This window comes from Bradyrhizobium sp. Kon10, assembly GCF_055807395.1.
Window position 1 is genome coordinate 94,017 of sequence record NZ_JBVVOZ010000018.1, and the last position, 18,435, is coordinate 112,451.

At 65.0% G+C, this 18,435-nt stretch carries 18 protein-coding genes and 1 tRNA gene; 8 read left to right on the top strand and 11 right to left on the bottom strand.

The window, feature by feature from the left end; genetic code table 11:
• Positions 1-283: 283 nt before the first annotated feature.
• From AC0L2O_RS23865 to AC0L2O_RS23880, 4 genes are all read right to left on the bottom strand, one after another.
• Positions 284-1,423, bottom strand: coding sequence for an amidohydrolase/deacetylase family metallohydrolase (locus AC0L2O_RS23865; protein ID WP_473371417.1), 1,140 nt, complete (start codon positions 1,421-1,423; stop codon positions 284-286).
• Between the two features lie 126 nt (positions 1,424-1,549).
• Positions 1,550-1,626, bottom strand: a tRNA-Arg gene (locus tag AC0L2O_RS23870).
• A 95-nt stretch (positions 1,627-1,721) separates the two neighbouring features.
• Positions 1,722-2,360, bottom strand: a complete 639-nt coding sequence (locus AC0L2O_RS23875) for an RraA family protein (protein ID WP_473371418.1) — start codon at positions 2,358-2,360, stop codon at positions 1,722-1,724.
• Between the two features lie 25 nt (positions 2,361-2,385).
• Positions 2,386-3,414, bottom strand: coding sequence for an alpha/beta hydrolase (locus tag AC0L2O_RS23880; RefSeq protein WP_473371438.1), 1,029 nt, complete (start codon positions 3,412-3,414; stop codon positions 2,386-2,388).
• Positions 3,415-3,618: 204 nt separating this feature from the next.
• On the opposite strand from AC0L2O_RS23880, the gene AC0L2O_RS23885 reads away from it, so the two are divergent.
• Positions 3,619-4,233: a hypothetical protein gene (locus AC0L2O_RS23885; RefSeq protein WP_473371419.1), complete on the top strand. Its 615-nt coding sequence runs from the start codon at positions 3,619-3,621 to the stop codon at positions 4,231-4,233.
• Between the two features lie 121 nt (positions 4,234-4,354).
• Here the strand turns inward: AC0L2O_RS23885 and AC0L2O_RS23890 are convergent, their stop codons facing one another.
• The gene (locus tag AC0L2O_RS23890) at positions 4,355-4,570 is read right to left on the bottom strand and encodes a hypothetical protein (RefSeq protein WP_369719780.1); all 216 of its coding nucleotides are present in this window, start codon (positions 4,568-4,570) and stop codon (positions 4,355-4,357) included.
• Between the two features lie 27 nt (positions 4,571-4,597).
• On the bottom strand, positions 4,598-5,599 hold the full coding sequence (locus tag AC0L2O_RS23895) for a 2-dehydropantoate 2-reductase (RefSeq protein ID WP_473371420.1): 1,002 nt from the start codon (positions 5,597-5,599) through the stop codon (positions 4,598-4,600).
• A gap of 143 nt (positions 5,600-5,742) precedes the next feature.
• Here AC0L2O_RS23895 and AC0L2O_RS23900 point away from each other — a divergent pair, with 143 nt between their 5' ends.
• Complete coding sequence (locus AC0L2O_RS23900) at positions 5,743-6,318, top strand: YidB family protein (protein WP_473371421.1); 576 nt, start codon at positions 5,743-5,745, stop codon at positions 6,316-6,318.
• A gap of 28 nt (positions 6,319-6,346) precedes the next feature.
• Complete coding sequence (locus tag AC0L2O_RS23905; RefSeq protein ID WP_197087151.1) at positions 6,347-6,619, top strand: GlsB/YeaQ/YmgE family stress response membrane protein; 273 nt, start codon at positions 6,347-6,349, stop codon at positions 6,617-6,619.
• A 193-nt stretch (positions 6,620-6,812) separates the two neighbouring features.
• On the opposite strand, the gene AC0L2O_RS23910 is transcribed toward AC0L2O_RS23905, so the two are convergent.
• Positions 6,813-7,598 carry an SDR family NAD(P)-dependent oxidoreductase gene (locus AC0L2O_RS23910; RefSeq protein WP_473371422.1) on the bottom strand — a complete coding sequence of 262 codons (786 nt, stop codon included), beginning with the start codon at positions 7,596-7,598 and terminating at the stop codon, positions 6,813-6,815.
• A 277-nt stretch (positions 7,599-7,875) separates the two neighbouring features.
• Between AC0L2O_RS23910 and AC0L2O_RS23915 the strand changes: the two genes are divergently transcribed.
• The 3 genes from AC0L2O_RS23915 to AC0L2O_RS23925 all read left to right on the top strand — a co-directional run bounded on the left by AC0L2O_RS23915 (position 7,876) and on the right by AC0L2O_RS23925 (position 11,025).
• Positions 7,876-8,940, top strand: coding sequence for an acyl-CoA dehydrogenase family protein (locus tag AC0L2O_RS23915; protein WP_473371423.1), 1,065 nt, complete (start codon positions 7,876-7,878; stop codon positions 8,938-8,940).
• A 16-nt stretch (positions 8,941-8,956) separates the two neighbouring features.
• Complete coding sequence (locus tag AC0L2O_RS23920; protein ID WP_473371424.1) at positions 8,957-10,117, top strand: acyl-CoA dehydrogenase family protein; 1,161 nt, start codon at positions 8,957-8,959, stop codon at positions 10,115-10,117.
• 89 nt (positions 10,118-10,206) lie between these two features.
• Positions 10,207-11,025 carry an enoyl-CoA hydratase/isomerase family protein gene (locus AC0L2O_RS23925; RefSeq protein WP_473371425.1) on the top strand — a complete coding sequence of 273 codons (819 nt, stop codon included), beginning with the start codon at positions 10,207-10,209 and terminating at the stop codon, positions 11,023-11,025.
• Between the two features lie 275 nt (positions 11,026-11,300).
• On the opposite strand, the gene AC0L2O_RS23930 is transcribed toward AC0L2O_RS23925, so the two are convergent.
• The 3 genes from AC0L2O_RS23930 to AC0L2O_RS23940 form a co-directional block, all read right to left on the bottom strand.
• Positions 11,301-12,065, bottom strand: a complete 765-nt coding sequence (locus AC0L2O_RS23930) for a VOC family protein (RefSeq protein ID WP_473371439.1) — start codon at positions 12,063-12,065, stop codon at positions 11,301-11,303.
• Positions 12,066-12,067: 2 nt separating this feature from the next.
• Positions 12,068-12,859 carry an enoyl-CoA hydratase gene (locus AC0L2O_RS23935; RefSeq protein WP_409191021.1) on the bottom strand — a complete coding sequence of 264 codons (792 nt, stop codon included), beginning with the start codon at positions 12,857-12,859 and terminating at the stop codon, positions 12,068-12,070.
• 124 nt (positions 12,860-12,983) lie between these two features.
• Entirely contained in the window at positions 12,984-14,189 is a 1,206-nt protein-coding gene (locus AC0L2O_RS23940; RefSeq protein ID WP_473371426.1) for an ABC transporter substrate-binding protein, read from the bottom strand.
• Positions 14,190-14,443: 254 nt separating this feature from the next.
• Here AC0L2O_RS23940 and AC0L2O_RS23945 point away from each other — a divergent pair, with 254 nt between their 5' ends.
• Positions 14,444-15,295, top strand: a complete 852-nt coding sequence (locus tag AC0L2O_RS23945) for a thermonuclease family protein (protein ID WP_473371440.1) — start codon at positions 14,444-14,446, stop codon at positions 15,293-15,295.
• A gap of 131 nt (positions 15,296-15,426) precedes the next feature.
• Complete coding sequence (locus tag AC0L2O_RS23950) at positions 15,427-16,818, top strand: M48 family metalloprotease (protein ID WP_369726562.1); 1,392 nt, start codon at positions 15,427-15,429, stop codon at positions 16,816-16,818.
• Between the two features lie 177 nt (positions 16,819-16,995).
• Here AC0L2O_RS23950 and AC0L2O_RS23955 read toward each other — a convergent pair whose 3' ends face one another.
• Positions 16,996-18,324, bottom strand: coding sequence for an MFS transporter (locus AC0L2O_RS23955; RefSeq protein WP_473371427.1), 1,329 nt, complete (start codon positions 18,322-18,324; stop codon positions 16,996-16,998).
• Positions 18,325-18,435: the final 111 nt, after the last annotated feature.

Below are 18,435 nucleotides of genomic sequence, written 5' to 3' on the forward strand. Positions count from 1 at the left end.
CTCACCTTGGCGGAAAGATATTTGCGACTGGGACAGACCGACTGAGCCGATTCTTTTGAGCGCGCGCCTCGTCCTTCGAGACGACCGCTCCGCGGTCTCCTCAGGATGAGGCTAAGGGGCATCGGCGCCCGCTGAAAACTTTGACCGCGCACTCCGCCCTCATCCTGAGGAGCCCGCCAAAGCGGGCGTCTCGAAGGATAGGCCGCGGGGAGCCCGCTCTTAAATGCGGTCGCCCTGCTGCAAGCGGGAAGAGGCGAAATTCGGCCGACGCGTTGCGCTCCACCTAATTCGGATGCCACCAGCGGCCGCCGACGACGACGCCTTCGGAGACGATCTTGCGGTCGCCGATCAGGTGCTCGCCGACCACGTCCTCATAGTCGAACTGGCCTTCCCTCACCGAGATCAGCGTGGCATCGCCGACGCTGCCGGGCTTGAGGCTGCCGAGCTCGGGCCGCCGCAGTGCCATGGCGGCGTTGACGGTCGAGCTTGCGATTACATCCGACAGCGGCATGCCCATGCACAGAAATTTCGACAGCGTCGTGACCTGGTCGAAGGCCGGGCCGTCGATGCAGAGCTGATGGATGTCCGACGAGATGGTGTCCGGATAGAAGCCGTTGGCGAGCATCGCGCGCGCGGTCTTGAAAGCGAACGAGCCCTTGCCGTGACCGATATCGAACAGCACGCCGCGCTCGCGCGCGTCCAGCACCGCCCTCTTCACCGTGCCTTGCGCGGTCGCCGGCGTGTTCGGGAACGGCCGGAACGCGTGGGTCAGCACGTCGCCGGGACGCAGGCGCGCCAGCACCTCCTCGTAGCTCGGCGGCGGATGGTCGATATGCGCCATCAGGGGCATGCCGACCTCGTCTGCGACCTGTAGCGCGATGTCGAGCGGCACCGTCCCCGAGGTGCCCGAGGCATGCAGCCCGACGCGCACCTTGATGCCGACGACGAGGTCGCGATTGGCATCCGCCACCTTGGCCGCCTCGATCGGATTCATCAGCCGCAATTCCTCGCTCTCGCCGACCATGACCCGCTGCGAGAAGCCGAAGATGCCGGCATGCGAGACGTGCAGATAAGCGAGGATGCGGACCTGGCTCGGCTCGATCACATGCTTGCGGAAGCCCGCGAAATTGCCGGGGCCGGCGCTGCCGGTGTCGACCGAGGTGGTGACGCCGGAGTTGCGGCAGAATTCCTCGGCATCGATGCCGAGCGAGGTGCCGCCCCAATAGACGTGGGTGTGAAGGTCGATCAGCCCGGGGGTGACGATGTAGCTGGAAACGTCGCGCACCTCGGTGCCCGGATCCGCCTTGAGCCCGCTGCCGACTGCAGCGACCTTGCCGCCGGCAAAGGCGACATCGGTCACGGCATCGAGCTTCTGGGACGGATCGACCACACGGCCGCCGCGCAGGATCAAGTCGAAAGGCATTGTCGTCTCCGGATGCGGCAGTGAGGCGGGGCCGACATGTCGGCGAGGCTAGGAGGGAGTTTTCCCGCTTCTAGCAAGTTTTGCGCGATGGAGCGTGGGAAAGAAGGGCGATGGCCCATGACAAAATGGCGATCCCGGGAAGACTCGAACTTCCGACCTACGGTTTAGGAAACCGTCGCTCTATCCGGCTGAGCTACGGGACCGCGGAACCCACCGAGCGGCGGGTTACCGGCGCCGTTCATATCAAAGCGGTGGCGAGACCGAAAGCCTCCAGTTTCCACGGTCCGAGGGGGTCTGATCAGGATTTCCCGTACAAGCCCTGGTAGCGGCCCTCGCGGATGGCCTTCAGCGTCTCTTCCTCACGGGTGATCTGGGCACGCACCGCGTCGAGCAGCGCCGCTGCGCCGGCGGCGGGAAACGACACCACGCCGTCCTCGTCGCCGACCACGATGTCGCCGGGCGAGATCACGCTGCCGCCGATCGAGACCGGCACGTTGATCTCGCCGGGGCCGTTCTTGTAGGGGCCGCGGTGGATCACCGCGCGGGCGAAGCAGGGAAAGTCGTCCCCGGCGAAAGACGCGACGTCGCGGATCGCGCCGTCGATCACGTAGCCTTCGGCTTTGCGCCACTGCGCGATGTTCTTCATGATCTCGCCGACCAGCGCCCGGGTCTCGTCGCCGCCGCCATCGACCACGATGACGTCGCCGGGTCCGACCAGCTCGAGCGCACGGTGGATCGCGAGATTGTCGCCCGGCCGCGTGCGCACCGTGAACGCCGTCCCCACCAGCTTGCCGCCGCGATGGCAGGGCTTGAGCCCGACCGCGCCCGGCAGCCGGCCGAGATTGTCGGAGATGATCGAGGTCGGCGCCGCCCTGAAACTCGCGATGATATCGGCCGGCGGTTTCGGCACGCTGTTGGCAGCGATGGTGATGGTCATGAAAGCCCCGCCCTTCTCATCCGCGTCACCGCTCCGCCCCGCAACCGGGACTGTCGAACAGCGCGGCAAGCCCGCATTTCGAGGTCAGCATCTTGTCGCCGTCATGGCCGACGCCGGCGACGTCCCACACCCGGTGATTGGGCGTGCCATGGTCACGCTTTGCCATCGCCTCCACATAGGCGTGACCGCGGGCGTAGCGATAAGGGCCTTGCGCCTTCGCCATGCAGCTCTTGTCGAGCGCCGGGTGCTCCGGATTGTTGTCGAGCGTGCCGAGCAGGTAGATCACGTCACGCTCGACATAGCGCTGCTCGAGCGCGGCCGGTGTGGCGTCGGCGAGGTAAAGCGGGCGCTCGTCCATGCCGTATTTCCATTTGTTGTAGCCCGGGCAGGATGCGGCAACAGCGGGCACGGGCCGATCCGCGCTGAAATAGGCGTAGGAGGACGGGTTGGCGACGACGTAGCGGACGTCGATGTGCTGGCGCGACAGCATCGCCTCGCCCTTGCCCGCAATGGCATAGCGCTGCGCGACCTGCCCGCCGCCGGAATGACCGGCAACCACGACCTGCTTCAGATTCGGGAAGATGCGCCGGTCGGAGAGTTTTGCGAGAATCGCATCCAGTGCCTCGAAAGAAGAAACCGGATTCGGCGCCAGCGCAGCGTCGCCGCCCTCCCATCCCTCCAGCGACCAGCGCAGCGTGTCCGCGGGCAGCTTGTGCGCTTCGATGTCGATCTCCGCCAGGAACTGCGGCACGATCATGAGCGCGCTCTTGCCGTCGTCGCCGGCTGCGAGCTGCGCGGTGTGCGCTGACAAATAATATTCGTCGGCATTGCGCAGGCGTCCGTGCAGAACAATGATCGCGCGCGAGACCACCGGCATCGGCAGCGACCAGTCGCTGGAGAGATAGAGCGGCAACATCCCCTGACCGCCGATGGAGAGCCTCGCGTCGGCGATCACCTTCACCGACTTGCGGTTGGGTGCATCCTCGTCGGCTGCGAACGCATGGCCGGACACCAGCGCCAACGCAATTGCGGCGAGACAGGCCAGCGCTCTCATGGTGGTCATTCCCCTTCAAATTCAAGCCGAACTCTAAGCGCATCACCTGCCGTACGGCTGTGACTCCAGCGCCACGTCAAGCAAAAAATGTCAGCACCCCAGCCATGAAATTCCCGGGTTCCATGGGTGACAAGCCGGCAATAAAGGGGCAAAAATTCGTCCGACTCAGTTCGGGTTGAGTTTTGCAAGGAATGCTCTCGTAGAATGTCGGACGTAGTTGCATCGCGTCGTGCGGCGCTTGTCATTGCCACAGCAGGATTTTCTCTGCTGATGCCGTCGCATGCCCAGGCGCCATGGTGGAAGCACGCCCCCGTCGATTTCGAGGAATGCGCCGATGCGGCCGAGAAGGCCGCGACCAAGGCCGAGAAAACGGCGGCGCTTGCCGATTGCAACGCCAAATTCGCCGGCCGCCGCAAGACCGGTGGCGGCTATTCCTATTATGACTTCCTGCAGGACCGCACCTTCGACATCGCCGGACCAAATCCGACGCCGGAGGAGCAGAAGAAGATCGACCAATCCTATACCGCCTATCTCGCCAACCAGCGCCGCAGCACCGTTGCGGCCGAAGCCGTCGCGCACCAGCAGCAGGAACAAGAGGTCCACGAGGTCGCGCTGCGAACCGAGATCGAGCGTGTGCCTGTTCCGGTCGAGCGGCCAAAGGTCCAGCAGGCGGTCGGCGCCGATCCGCGGACGCGGCCGAAGGGCGGCAATTGCGCCAAGAGCTCGTTCTCCTGTGAATGGCCGCGCCTGTCGGAGGGCCTGAGCGAGCTCAAGAAGCTGTTCAGCCCGACGCCGAGCAAGCCGGCGAAGAAGGGCTAAGCCGGCGGCAATCCAGAGCGCACGCCGGCCGAATGAAACTCCGCTGTCGTCCCGGACAAGCGAGCGAAGCGGAGCGCCGATCCGGGACGACAGCGGTAAATGTCGCGTCGAGCGGCGCGCGTCAGTTCGTATGCTTCTTCTTGCTGCGCCTGGGCGTCACCACCGGTGCCGTTACCGGCGCTGTTGTCGTCGGCGGGTTGCTCAACGCCTTGCGGCTCTCCTGCAGTCGCGCGTCGTAGCCGGGAGAGTTCATGACGGTCGGCGGCCTTGCCGCCGCGAAGGTGGAAGCGCCGCAGAGGGCGGCCAAAGCGAGCCCGATCAGCAAACAACACCTCATCGCGTTCTCTCCCATCGCACTCAAGCCCTAGCCGCGGATCTGCTGCGGCGTCAGCCCGGGCGGACCCTTGCCCGCGACTTCCGCTTCCTTGATCAGCGCAACAATGCGGCGCATCAGCGGCACAGCGACGTCATGTTGCTCGGCAAGCGCAATGACCGCGCCCTGGAGATAGTCGATCTCGGTCCGGCGCCCCTGCTTCAAGTCCTGCCACATCGAGGAACGCGCCTCGGGATCGATCTTCACGGTGCGGCCCAGGATCAGGTTGAAGATCGAGTCGGGCAACCTCAGCAGGGTCGGTGTCCAGTTCGCAGGGACCGGCGTCGCCGATACCGGATTGATGCCGGCGGCCTTGATCACAGCCAGCCCCTCCGCCATCTGGTCGGCGAACAATTTTCGCCATTCGCGATTCGCCAATTGCGCAGCCAGCGGCAGGTCCGACAAGGCGCTGAGCGCGTTGTTCAAATTGATGATCAGCTTGCCCCATTGCACGCCGGTGATGTCGCGGCTGGCACGGACGGCAAGCCCCGGCACCGACAGCGCGGCGGCGGTGTTGTCCGCATCTTCGCCGAGATGAATGTCACCCGACGTCGAACGATGGAAGCGGCCCTCGCCCATCGCGATCACGTTGAACGGCACCATGCCGGCGAGCACGCGCCGGCCGCCGAGGCGCTCATGCAGGACGGCGACATTGCCGACGCCGTTTTGCAAGGACACGATGACGGCATCCCGCGGGGCGTGCTGCGCGATCAGGTCCGCGACCGCAGCTGTGTCCGCACTCTTCACCGTGACCAGCACGATGCCGGCGCTGTGCAAGATCGCGGGATCCTCCGACAGCGCCAGCTGGCCCGCACCGAGCTTGTTCTCGGCGCCGTCGAAACCGGTCAACCGCAGCCCGAACCGCTCGATCTCCGCCTTCACCCGCGGCCGCACCAAAAGCCCGACGCGGCGATTGGCGACCGCCAGCATGCCGCCGACAAAGCAGCCGATCGCGCCCGCTCCGGCCACCACGATCGATCGATCCGTATTCACCTGGCCACGCTCCCAAAATGAGTCGCCCTCGATAGCAGAGGCGAGCTCTGCTGCCCATCGCGCGGTTGCGCCGCATCCGCCTTGTAACCGTCATGAGAGCCTCATATGTTTTCGAACGGGGCTTGTACCGGCAGGAGACGGCCATGGGTTTACTCGACGTCCTCAACGGCATGCAGAACGGCCCGCGCGGCCCCAGCGCGCCGAGCTCGCAATCCTCATCGAGCGGCGGCATGTCGCCCATGACCATGGCGATCCTCGGCCTGCTCGCCTGGAAGGCATTCAAGCATTTGAGCGGCAACCAATCCGGCAGTGCGCCGCAGCCCTCCCCGGGACCGACGCACCTCCCCCCGCCGGCAAACGCGGGCGCTGGCGGCGGCCTCGGTGACATTCTCAAGGGCAGCCTCGGCGGCCTGCTCGCGGGAGGCGCGGCTGGCAGCGTGCTCAGCGGTGGGCTCGGCGATCTCCTCAATCAGCTTCAGCAGAGCGGTCACGGCGAGACCGCGAACTCCTGGGTCGGCAAAGGCGACAACAAGCCGATCGCCCCTGGCGATCTCGCCAACGCACTCGGCGCCGACCAGATCCAAAGCCTGTCGGCCCAGAGCGGGCTGTCGCGCGACGAGCTGCTGTCAGGCCTGAGCCAGTATCTGCCGCAGGTGGTCGATCACCTGACGCCGGACGGCCGGCTGCCGACCGACAACGAGATCGCGGGTCGAGTCTGATTGTGGTCTAACCGAGGGGAGCACGGACATGAGTATGGGCGGCATCTTGTGGATCATCGTCGTCGGCTTCGTCGCCGGCCTCATCGCGCGTTGGCTGGCGCCGGGGCCGAACAACCCGTCGGGTTTCATCCTCACCACCATCCTCGGCATCGTCGGCGCGTTTCTCGCGACCTTCATCGGCCAGGCCATCGGCCATTATGGTCCGGACCAGGGCGCCGGCTTCATCATGGCCACCATCGGCGCCGTGGTGGTGCTGTTCATCTGGCACCGGCTGGTCGCGAGCGGCGTGATCAAGGGGTAGCCCACGGTCCCTTTGCGCTGTGGCCTATCAATAAGTTCGGTGTCGTCCCGGCGAAGGCCGGGACCCATAGCCACCGAATTTGGTTTGGCGAAGATTGGTAGTTGCCGACTTCGCGCGACAACGACTGCCTGTGGATATGGGTCCCGGCCTTCGCCGGGACGACCGCAATTTATGACGCGCGAAGCGGCGTCAACTAAGTCACCAAATGCATCCCCGCATCCATCCGCACGACTTCGCCGGTCATGTTGCTCGACGCCGGCATCGCGAGGAAACAGACCAGCTGCGCGATGTCCTCCGCTGATGATGCGACCTTGAGCGGCACCTTCGCCACGACGCTGTCGCGCACCTGCTTGGCGCCCGCCTCGCCGCGGCCCTTGGTGAACCAGGGCGTGTCGATATAGCCGGGGCACACCGTGTTGACGCGGATCAGCGGCGCCAGCGCACGTGACAGCGACAGCGTCATCGTGTTCAGCGCGCCCTTGCTCGCGGCGTACGCAATCGACGAGCCGATTCCACTGATCCCCGCGACCGACGACACGTTCACCACCGCGGACGGTCGCCCCGCAGCCTTGGCGCCGGCCTCCAGCAGGCTGCGCGCCGCGCGGACCATCTGGAACGGGCCGATGGTGTTGACGCCGTACAAGCGCTGGAAATCCTCCGCCGACAATCCGTCGAGGTCTGCATGGGCGACATGCTTGGTGGTGCCAGCATTGTTGACGAGTGCGTCGAGGCGGCCCCAGCCGCCGGCTGCCGCGACGATCTTGCGGCAGTCTTCGTCGCGCGACACGTCGCCTTGCGCGATCACGACCTCCGCGGCGCCCGCCTTGCGGCAGGCCTCGGCGGTGGCCTCGGCTTCCCTCTCGCTCGAGGAATAGTTGATGACGAGCCGCGCCCCGCTGCGCGCGAGAATTTCCGCGGTCGCCGCGCCGAGGCCGGACGCGGACCCCGTCAGGATTGCGCACAAGCCGTCCTTTGCCATCCGGATGTCCTTCCCCGTTTGTTGAATTGCAGGCTCTTTGGATTTGGCCGGCCCTGTTTAGCGAGTTTGCGGCGCCCTGCAAATCGAGCAAACTCCGCTAAGCGGAATTAGTCCAGTTCGGTTCTTGCGCCCATGCCCGCGCCGCAGGTTGACCTGCGATCAACGCTTGTCAGGGCCATGGCTTTTTCGGATCATCGGGCGCAAGAAGAACCTGCACGCCCGCCCAACGGCCGGACGCGCCAATGGCAAAACACGGGGCAGAAACACGGGGAACGCTGTGGCGGAGAGTGACAATATCGTCGTCGAGACCGCGGAGAAAATCTTCGCCGATCTCGCCGATCCGCAAACCATCAACAACGACAAGAAGAATTCGTGGCAGGCGCCGCTGTGGCAAGCGCTGAGCGAGGCCGGGCTGCCATTGTCCTGGGTGCCTGACGATTTCGGCGGCTCGGGCGCGAGCCTGGCTGACGGCTTTGCGCTTCTCAATGCCGCCGGACGATTTGCGGTCTCGGTTCCGCTGGCCGAAACCATGCTCGCAGGCTGGCTGCTCGCGCAGGCGAAGATCGCCTCGCCCGAGGGCGAGATGACCGTGCTGCCGGCTTCCCCGAAGGATCGCATCACGCTCGACGCCGACGGCTCGCTCTCCGGCCGCGCGCGCGGCGTTCCCTTTGCCAAGGCGGCGAAGCATGTTGCAGTCCTTGCGCACGGCAAGGACGGCGTCTCGATCGCACTGGTCGAGGCATCCCGTGCGCGGATCGAATCCGGACTCAATGTTGGTTATGACCACAGCGACACCGTCATGCTCGACAAGGTCCAGCCCATCACCGTCAAGCCGGCGCCAAAGGGATTTGACCAGACCACGATGATGCTGATGGGCGGCGTCGCGCGCAGCCTGCAGATCGCGGGCGCGCTGGAAGCGATGCTCGACATCTCCGTGCGCTATTCCAACGAGCGTGTCGCTTTCGAAAAGAAGATCTCGAAATTCCAGGCGGTGCAGCATAATCTCGCCCGCCTTGCCGGCGAGTCCGCCGCAGCGCTGGCGGCAGCAACGTCGGCTGCCGATGCGATCGCGAACGCAAAATCGTTCGACGACGAGGTCTATCTCGAAGCCGCCGCCGCCAAGATCCGTTGCGCGGAAGCGGCCGAAAAAGGCGGCGCCATTGCGCATCAGGTCCATGGCGCGATCGGCTTTACCCTGGAGCACATTTTGCACCGCTATTCGCTGCGGGCGCTCGCCTGGCGCGACGATTTCGGCTCGGAAAGCCACTGGGCCGTCGAACTCGGCAAGCTGGTTGCGAAGCGTGGCGCCGACGAATTGTGGCCGCTCGTGGCCGCGCGCTGATCAGGAAGAGAAACACATGACCGCCGCTCTCCGCTTCGATCCGATCCGCCTGCCGGCTGAATGCGAGCAATTGCGCAAGGAAGTGCGCGCCTTCCTCGCCGAGGAAATCGCCGCCGGCACTTTCGATCCGCACAAGCCCAACCGCGAGGACACCGACGCGCCGGAATTTTCCCGCCGGGTCGGCGCCAAGGGCTGGCTCGGAATGACCTGGCCGAAGAAATATGGCGGCCAGGAGCGCTCGTTCCTCGAACGTTACGTCGTGACGGAGGAGATGCGCATCGCCAACGCGCCGACGCGGCGCTTCTTCGTCGCCGACCGCCAGAGCGGGCCGGTGCTGCTCAAATACGCGCCCGAGCACATCAAGATGGAGATCTTGCCGCGGATCTGCCGCGGCGAGATCTGTTTTGCCATCGGCATGAGCGAGCCGAACTCCGGCTCCGACTTGTTCGCGGCGAAAACGCGCGCGACCAAGACCGACGGCGGCTATCTCATCAACGGCACCAAGATCTGGACCTCGTCGGCGCACATCGCCGACTACATGATCGCGATTTTCCGCACCTCGCCACCGACCAAGGAAAACCGCCGCCACGGCCTGACCCAGTTCCTGGTCAAGATGAAGCAGCCGGGCATCCAGGTGAATCCGATCGGCCAGATCACCGGCCAGTACGAGTTCAACGAGGTCGTCTTCACCGACTTCTTCGTGCCCGACGATCATGTGCTTGGCGAGGTCGACGGTGCCTGGAAACAGGCGACATCGGAGCTTGCCTATGAGCGCTCGGGTCCCGAGCGCTTCCTGGAAACCTACTACGTGCTGACCGAGCTGGTCCGCGCGGTCGGACCCAATCCGGATACGCGCAGCGCCGAAGGCATCGGAAGGCTGGTGGCGCAGCTCCACACCATGCGGCGCATGTCGGTCTCGGTCGCCGGCATGCTGCAAGCCGGCAAGGAACCCGTGGTCGAGGCCTCCATCGTCAAGGACATCGGCACGGTCTGGGAGCAGCAGCTGCCGCATCGGGTGCGCGATCTCGCCGCCTTCGTCGAGGAGACCGCGACCAACCGCGAGACGCTGGAACGGCAACTCGACTTCGCCATCAAGACCGCGCCGAAACTCACCATCCAGGGCGGCACCACCGAAGTGCTGCGCGGCATCATCGCGCGCGGGCTGGGACTTCGATAGTCAGATGCGAGCGACGCTCTCGCACCGCGCGCTCTTCACCTCCTCCATCGGGAAGGTGGTTCTTCGCTACCGAGATACTGGAGACTAGAATGACCATCTACAAGGACATCGGCGTCGAGAAGGTCGGGCACGTCGGGACCATCGAGATCCGCCGCCCGCCGCTCAATTTCTTCGACATCTCGCTGATCAACCAGATCGCGGACGCGCTCGACGAGTTCGATCGCGATATCGAAATCCGCAGCTCGGTCTTGTCGGCGCAAGGCAAGGCGTTCTGCGCCGGCGCCAACTTCGGCGATCCGGCACGACAGGCGCAGGAAGCGCGCGAGGCCGAGAAGACGGCCAAGGGCGATCCCGCGGACAGCCTTGGCCCGATCAACCATCTCTACATCCAGGCCGTGCGCATCTTCCGCGCCAAGAAGCCGATCGTCGCCGCTGTACAGGGCGCCGCCATCGGCGGCGGACTGGGTCTCGCGGTCTCGGCGGACTTCCGCGTCACCTGCCCCGAAGCGCGCTTCTCCGCCAACTTTACCAAGCTGGGCTTCCATCCCGGCTTCGGCCTGACGGTGACGCTGCCCGAGCTGATCGGGAAGAACAATGCGGAATTGATGTTCTACACCAGCCGCCGCGTCACCGGCGAGGAAGCCTACAAATGGGGCCTCGCCAACGAGCTGGTGCCGCAGGACCAGGTGAAAGCCGCAGCGCTGAAGCTCGCCGGCGAAATCGCCGAATGCTCCCCGCTCGGCCTCGTCTCCACCCGCGCCACCATGCGCGCCGGCCTCGCCGACCGCGTCATGGCCGCGACCAACCACGAGCTCGAGGAACAGACACGCCTGCGCGCGACGGAGGATTTCAAGGAAGGCGTGAAAGCCACGGAAGAGCGACGCGTAGCGAATTTCAGGGGGCGGTGACTCACGCTTCTCGCCTCCCGCCGCCATCGCCACATACTCGGGTGTCGTCCCGGCGAAGGCCGGGACCCATAACCCCAGGGAGAATTTGTAGCGCGCGGTTGGTCACCACGAGTCTTCGCCAAACCACTGCCTGTGGTTATGGGTCCCGGCCTTCGCCGGGACGACACCGTAGGACTTGGCTAGCTACTTCCGCCCGACCACGAGCGCATCCAAGATCGTCACGCCCTGTCGTTCTGGATGCGCAACACAGGGTTGTGCACCGAGAAGGCAAGACCTCAGGCTACGAGCCGGAACGTTACCCCACCTAACAAGAACTCATTCCCAGCAACCGCTTGGCCCTTTTGCCTTGCCGCGTGCAGCACGCGCGTCACATCAGCCACCTGAAACTCCAGCGCGCTCATGATTTCGCTCGCCCCTTTTACGAAGCGAAAGCTGGCGTTGGGCAGCTTGAGCTCTGCGTCGCCGCCACGTGTGGCGCCCGGCACAACACCGATGATCTTGCCCCAGTGCTCCGCAAGCCCCTGCGGGTCGGGGCTCTGCATCTCCACGGCGGTCAGCGCCTGCGTCACATCCGTGCGGATGAACTTTTGCCAGTCCGGCCCCGCTGGTGGGTACGCGCCCAGACTATCGTCGCTGCCTTCGGTGTGGTTGAACTCGATGAACGCGGCGCGGCAGTCGCGGGGGTGGAGCTGAACGCCGTGATAGGGCGCATGGTCGATGACGTTGGCGGTGCGCACGCCCATGGCGTTGGCGTTACGGCCGCGTTCGTCCGGATCGTTGCAGCAGAAGATCGCCATGTAGCCGCCGCGACCGCCGCTCTTCTCGATGAAGCGGCCGGCCGTGGTGCCGTCCCTGAACGGCGCCACCACTTCCAGCAAAATCGTGTCGACCGGGAGCAGCGCGTTCTCCAAGCCGTATTTTGCGACATTGCCGTCGCGGTAGCAGACGGCGAGGCCCATGATCTCGGCAATGTCGGAGATGACAGGCGCGAGCTGCGGCGCGACCAAGCAGATCTGTCGCAGCCGCATATAGGGCACCATCGTCATGCGCCCTTGAACGCCGGCTTGCGCTTCTCGACGAAGGCCTTGGCGGCCTCCTTGTGGTCCTCGGTGTCGCCGCAGCGGGTGTGATGGATCGCCTCGCCGTCGAAGCAGTCTTCCAGCGCCAGGTGCTCGGCATTGTTGATGTTGCGCTTGATGAATCCGAGCGCGATCGACGGCCCCTGCGCCAGCGACAGCGCGAGCTCGTGCGCGGCGGTGTCGATCTCCGCATCGGGCACGACCCTGGTCACCATGCCGATCGCATGCGCCTCCCTGGCCGTGAGCACCGGCGAGGTCAGATAGAGCTCGCGCGCCCGCGCGCTGCCGAGCAGTTGCGTCAGGAAATAGGTGCCGCCGTAATCGCCGGAGAAGCCGACCTTGGCGAAGGCGGTCGTGATCTTGCAGGATTCGCTGGCGACACGCAGGTCACAGGACAGCGCCATCGACAGCCCGGCGCCGGCCGCGGCGCCATCGAGCTGCGCCACCACGGGTTTCGGCATCTGATGCAGGATGCGCGACACCTCCATGCCGCGGCGCAGATTTGCGAGCTTCTGCTCGAACGGCAGCGGCGCGCGGCCCTCCGCCATCGACTTGACGTCGCCACCGACGCAGAAGCTGCCCCCGGCGCCCTTGAACAGCACCGCGCGCACCTCCGGATCGTCGGCCGCGCGCCGCGCGGCCTCGACCAGCCCGCGCACCATGTCGGGGTTGAGCGCGTTCTTCCGCTCGGGGCGGTTCATGGTGATGGTGAGCAGCCCGCCTTCGAGCTTTTGCAGAACCATGTCGTTGCTCATGGGTGTCTCCCTTGTTGTTGTTTTGTATCTCCGTCGTTCCGGGGCTCGCGAAGCGAGAATCCGGAACCTCGAGATCCCGGGTTCGCTTCGCGCCCCGGGATGACGGCGCGACTTCGTCACGCCGTCATTTCTTCACCAGCGGGCAGCGCGACTGCTCCAGCGACTGGAACGCCTCGTTGCCGGGCACGGTGGCGAGCAGCTTGTAATCGTCCCAGCGGCCTTTTGACTCCGACGGCTTCTTCACTTCGAACAGGTACATGTCGTGCACCATGCGTCCGTCCTCGCGGATCTTGCCGTTCTTGGCGAAGAAGTCGTTGATCGGCATCTCTTTCATCAGTTTCATGACCGCGGCGGAATCGGTCGTACCGGCCGCCTTCACGGCCTGCAGGTAGTGCATGACCGATGAATATACGCCGGCCTGCGCCGAGGTCGGCGGCCGCTTCATGCGCTCGCTGAAACGCTTGGAGAATGCGCGCGTGTCGTCGTTGAGGTCCCAATAAAACGCCTCCGCGAGCAGCAGGCCTTGCGCCGTGTCCAGTCCGATCGAGTCGATATCGGTGACGAAGGCGAGCAGCGGCGAGATCTTCTGGCCGCCTTTCATGATCCCGAACTCGGCCGACTGCTTGATGGCATTGACGGTGTCGCCGCCGGCATTGGCAAGCCCGATCACTTTGGCCTTGGAAGCCTGGGCCTGGAGCAGGAAGGACGAGAAATCCGAGGTGTTGAGCGGGTGCCGGACGTTGCCCAGCACCTTGCCACCGGTCTTCACGACGACATTGCTGGTGTCCTTCTCGAGATCCTGCCCGAAGGCATAGTCGGCGGTGAGGAAGAACCAGGTGTCGAGACCCGACTTCACCGCAGCAAGGCCGGTCACGTTGGCTTGGCCGAACGTGTCGAACACGTAGTGCACGGTGGTGGGACCGCAGGCCTCGTTGGAGAGGCGGATCGAGCCGGGTCCGTTGAAGATGATGATCTTGTTGCGCGCCTTGGCGATCTCGCCGGCGGCCAGCGCGGTCGCGGAGGCCGCGACGTCGTAGATCATCTCGACGCCCTGGTTGTCGAGCATGTCACGGGCGATGCTGGCGGAGAGATCGGCCTTGTTGAGATGGTCGGCCGCCAGCACCTGGATCTTGCGTCCCAGCACCTCGCCGCCGAAATCCTCGACCGCCATCTTGGCCGCGGTCTCGCTGCCCAGGCCGGTGATGTCGGCATAGAGGCTCGACATGTCGAGGATGCCGCCGATCTTCAGCGGTGGCTTGTCCTGTGCCTGCGCCGCGCTCGCGCTCAGGGCGAACGACGCGGCAAAAATGCCCGACAAAATTCTCTTCATTGAAGATAGACCTCCCTTATCGTGCCGTGCTCTGATGGCGGCTTGATTATTGCTCTTGGTAGAACTTGTTGCTGCAATCATGCCGCATGCGCGACAGCGCAGCAAGCGCAGCTGCACTGTCAATCTCGCGTGCGGCCTTCCGTTTTCCGCAAAACGGAATGGTCAGGGTCGGATCAATCTTTCCACGTCATTGGAGCGAAGCGAAGCAATCCAGTCTGTCGCCACGGGAAGACGCAGGATTGGTGTTGCTCGCAATGACGGAGTGTGACGAAGCCACTTCGCGACCTGCTACGCTTCAGTTAAGGTCGGCACGCAACGCAACCTCTACGGGTCACGTGACACGACCGTTTCACCTCTTCGCCGCATTCCTTCTCGCCGCGAGTCACACCGCGCACGCGAGCCCTTGCCAGTTCGAGTCCCAAGGCGAGGGCCGCGTTGCCGCCATTGTCGACGCGCGCAGCGTGCGCCTCGGCGATGGTCGCGAGATCCGCCTGACCGGAATCGAGACAACTGCAACGACGAAACAAGCGCTGACATCGCAGCTCGTCGGCCGCGATGTGAGCCTGCGTGGCACCGACGACACGCCCGACCGTTACGGCCGCCAATCGGCCCTCCTGTTTATCGGCGACAGCGACACCTCCGTGCAGGCCATGCTGCTGGCCCAGGGCGAAGCGCTCGTCTCCGCCGAGATCGCCGACAAGGACTGCGCGGCCGCCCTGATGGGGGCCGAGGCCGAGGCGCGGCGCCAAAAAAAGGGCAATTGGGCTGACCCGTCGGCCATAAAAAACGCGGAAAGTCCGGACGATATTTTGGCCGGGATCGGGCGCTTTATGGTGGTCGAGGGCAAAGTCCTGTCGGTCCGGCAAGCTGGGGCAACGACCTACCTCAACTTCGGTCGAAACTGGACACGCGGCTTTGCCGTGACTATTTCAAGGCGCATGGTGCCGGCGTTTGAAAGCGCCGGAATGACTCTTAAGTCCCTGGAAAATAGGCGTATTCGCGTTCGGGGCTGGGTTGAGGGGACGGCGGGGCCGCGGATCGACGTGCGCCTCGTGGCACAGGTCGAGTTGCTGGGCGCAAACGAGCCGACAGGGGTAAGGCCCTAAGGGCCAGGCACGGGTTAAGCGACGTGAATGGGGTGCTAGGACGGCACGGACGAGGTCATGGCCGCAGCCTGCGGGCAGCGTCGGCTGTGCTTTGCCTCGTGCTGGGCACAGCCCTCGCCGGCTGCGGCGATATGGGCCGGTTCCAGACCGCTGCGATGCCCCCGACGATCGCGATGCCCAAGCCAAAGCCGGCCGTGGCCCAGACCCCCGCCACCGAAAAGGAGCACGAGCGCATCCTGGCGAGCTATGGCGGCACGTATGACGACCCCAGGCTCGAATCACTGGTCAGCAAGACCGTCGATCGGCTCGTCGCGGCGTCCGATCGCCCCGACCAGGGCTACAGGGTCACCATCCTCAATTCCGGTGCGGTGAACGCGTTCGCGCTGCCGAACGGCCAGCTCTATGTCACGCGCGGACTTCTTGCTCTCGCGAGTGATACCTCGGAATTGTCCTCGGTGCTGAGCCACGAGATGGCGCATGTGCTGTCGAAGCACGCCGCGATGCGCGAGGACCAGGCCCGCCAGGCCGCGATCGTCACCCGCGTCGTGACCGACATGAGCACCGATCCCGATCTCACTGCGCTTGCGCTCGCCAAGACCAAGCTCACGATGGCGAGCTTCTCGCGCAATCAGGAATTCGAGGCCGACGGCATCGGCGTCGGCATTTCCGCCAAGGCACATTTCGACCCTTATGGTGCCGCACGCTTCCTCTCGGCGATGGAGCGTAATGCGGAGCTGAAAGTCGGCAAGACCTCGCTCGATCCGCGCGCGCAGGATTTCACCTCCTCGCATCCGGCAACGCCCGAGCGGGTGCAGAACGCGCAGACCATCGCGCGGCAATATGCTGCGCCGGAGGGTGGCGAGCGCGACCGCGAGACCTATCTCGCCGCGATCGACAACCTCGTCTACGGCGAGGACCCCAGCGAAGGTTTTGTCCGCGGCCGGCGCTTCCTGCATCCGAAGCTCGGCTTCACCTTCCAGGCGCCGGACAATTTTACGCTCGACAATACCGCGCAGGCGGTGATCGGCGTGCGCGAGGGCGGTTCGCAGGCGATGCGCTTCGACGTCGTGCGCGTGCCGGCCGAGCAGTCGCTCGGCGACTATCTCAATTCAGGCTGGATGGAGGGCGTCGAGAAGGCGTCCACCGAGGATATCACCATCAACGGCTTCCCGGCGGCCTCCGCCACCGCCAAGGGCGACCAGTGGCAGTTCAAGGTGTATGCGCTCCGCTTCGGCAGCGACGTCTATCGCTTCATCTTCGCCACACGGCAGAAATCGACCGAGAGCGAGCGCAACGCGCGCGAGACCGTCAATTCATTCCGCCGCCTGACGCTCGAGGAGATCCAGGCTGCCCGCCCCCTGCGCATCAAGGTGATCACCGTGCAGCCGGGCGATACTGCGGAGTCGCTCTCGCACCGGATGGCCGGCGTCGATCATCCCGCCGAACGTTTTCGCGTGCTCAACGGCCTCGATGCACATGCGCAGGTGAAGGTGCGCGACCGCGTCAAGATCGTGACGGATTGAAGCGCGGCCTCAAACTCCGCTGTCGTCCCGGCGTAGGCCGGGACCCATAACCACAGGGAGCAGTTTGGCGGATGCTCGTCGTTCGGGACGAAGAACACCCGCGTTCGACAGATCACGCGGTATGGGTCCCGGCCTTCGCCGGGACGACATTTCCGTTGGTCTTACAACTGAAAGGCCCTACCCGCCCGCGTCCATATCGCCGGCCTCGCGCTGACCGCTGAGCCAGAGCGCCAGCAGGGTCCAGAACGCACCCGACAGCAGATAGGCACCGGAGGCGATGACGCCGAGATTGGTGGCGAGCAGGAGCGCTGCGAGCGGAGCAAAACCGGCGCCGAACAGCCACGCCATGTCCGACGTCAGCGCCGAGGCCGTATAGCGATACATCTGCTTGAAGTTCGAAGCGATCGCGCCGGACGACTGGCCGAACGAGAGGCCGAGCAGGATGAAGCCGATCACCATGTAGATGGTTTCGCCGAACGCGCCGGCATCGAGCAGCTGCGGCGCAAAGCCGCTATAGATCGCGATCGCGATCGCCGAGCCCATCAGCAGCGACTTGCGGCCGACGCGGTCGGCAATCACGCCGGACAGCACGATCGCGCCGACACCGAACACGGCGGCGACGATCTCGATGATCAGAAAGCGCACCGGGCTTTCGCGGGTGAACAGGAACACCCAGGACAGCGGAAACACCGTGACCATGTGGAACAGCGCGAAGCTTGCCAGCGGCGCGAACGCGCCGAGCATGATGTTGTGGCCCTCGCGCGCGACGGTGTCTGAGATGCGCGAGGGCTGCAAATCACGGGTCTCGAACAGCGAGGAATATTCCTCCGTCGAGACCATGCGCAGGCGCGCGAACAGCGCCACCACGTTGATGGCGAAGGCGACGAAGAACGGATAGCGCCAGCCCCAGTCGAAGAAGTCTTCCGCCGACAGGTTGCCGGCGAAATAGGCGAACAGCCCGCTCGCCACGATCAGCCCGAGCGGGGCGCCGAGCTGCGGCACCATTGCGTACCAGCCGCGCTTCGAGGGCGGCGCATTCAACGCGAGCAGCGAGGCCAGACCGTCCCAGGCGCCGCCCCAGGCCAGACCTTGCGCGATGCGCGCCAGCGCCAGCAGCCAGATCGCAGAGGCGCCGATGTCGTGATAGCCGGGCAGGAACGCGATTGCGACGGTCGCGGTGCCGAGCAGGAACAGCGCGGCGACCAGCTTGGCCGTCTTGCCGTACTCCCGGTCGACCGTCATGAAGATCACGGTGCCGAGCGGGCGCGCGATGAACGCCAGCGCGAAGATCGTGAACGAATAGAGGGTGCCCGTCAGTTCGTTCGCGAACGGGAAGACCAGGCGCGGAAACACGATCACCGAGGCGATCGCGTAGACGAAGAAGTCGAAGAATTCCGAGGTGCGGCCGATGATGACGCCGATGGCGATCTCGCCGGGACTCGCCTGGTCGTGGCCGTGCTCGCCCGAGTGGATGTCTGCCATTGCGGGGGTCTGTGCCGTGGCCATGCGTTCGCCCTTAACGTCCTGAGAACCAATGCCGATCCGCCCGGCGGGCGCCGGGCGATCTGGCCCTGTTTGACGCAACCTTTCGCACTGCAACATTGGACAAATTGTCCA

What these genes read in the sequence shown, in the direction of transcription:
- AC0L2O_RS23865 (WP_473371417.1), bottom strand. Translation starts at nt 1,423, where the DNA reads ATGCCTTTCGACTTGATCCTGCGCGGCGGCCGTGTGGTCGATCCGTCC.
- AC0L2O_RS23875 (WP_473371418.1), bottom strand. Translation starts at nt 2,360, where the DNA reads ATGACCATCACCATCGCTGCCAACAGCGTGCCGAAACCGCCGGCCGAT.
- AC0L2O_RS23880 (WP_473371438.1), bottom strand. Translation starts at nt 3,414, where the DNA reads ATGAGAGCGCTGGCCTGTCTCGCCGCAATTGCGTTGGCGCTGGTGTCC.
- AC0L2O_RS23885 (WP_473371419.1), top strand. Translation starts at nt 3,619, where the DNA reads ATGTCGGACGTAGTTGCATCGCGTCGTGCGGCGCTTGTCATTGCCACA.
- AC0L2O_RS23890 (WP_369719780.1), bottom strand. Translation starts at nt 4,570, where the DNA reads ATGAGGTGTTGTTTGCTGATCGGGCTCGCTTTGGCCGCCCTCTGCGGC.
- AC0L2O_RS23900 (WP_473371421.1), top strand. Translation starts at nt 5,743, where the DNA reads ATGGGTTTACTCGACGTCCTCAACGGCATGCAGAACGGCCCGCGCGGC.
- AC0L2O_RS23905 (WP_197087151.1), top strand. Translation starts at nt 6,347, where the DNA reads ATGAGTATGGGCGGCATCTTGTGGATCATCGTCGTCGGCTTCGTCGCC.
- AC0L2O_RS23910 (WP_473371422.1), bottom strand. Translation starts at nt 7,598, where the DNA reads ATGGCAAAGGACGGCTTGTGCGCAATCCTGACGGGGTCCGCGTCCGGC.
- AC0L2O_RS23920 (WP_473371424.1), top strand. Translation starts at nt 8,957, where the DNA reads ATGACCGCCGCTCTCCGCTTCGATCCGATCCGCCTGCCGGCTGAATGC.
- AC0L2O_RS23925 (WP_473371425.1), top strand. Translation starts at nt 10,207, where the DNA reads ATGACCATCTACAAGGACATCGGCGTCGAGAAGGTCGGGCACGTCGGG.
- AC0L2O_RS23930 (WP_473371439.1), bottom strand. Translation starts at nt 12,065, where the DNA reads ATGGTGCCCTATATGCGGCTGCGACAGATCTGCTTGGTCGCGCCGCAG.
- AC0L2O_RS23935 (WP_409191021.1), bottom strand. Translation starts at nt 12,859, where the DNA reads ATGAGCAACGACATGGTTCTGCAAAAGCTCGAAGGCGGGCTGCTCACC.
- AC0L2O_RS23940 (WP_473371426.1), bottom strand. Translation starts at nt 14,189, where the DNA reads ATGAAGAGAATTTTGTCGGGCATTTTTGCCGCGTCGTTCGCCCTGAGC.
- AC0L2O_RS23945 (WP_473371440.1), top strand. Translation starts at nt 14,444, where the DNA reads ATGACGGAGTGTGACGAAGCCACTTCGCGACCTGCTACGCTTCAGTTA.
- AC0L2O_RS23950 (WP_369726562.1), top strand. Translation starts at nt 15,427, where the DNA reads ATGGGCCGGTTCCAGACCGCTGCGATGCCCCCGACGATCGCGATGCCC.
- AC0L2O_RS23955 (WP_473371427.1), bottom strand. Translation starts at nt 18,324, where the DNA reads ATGGCCACGGCACAGACCCCCGCAATGGCAGACATCCACTCGGGCGAG.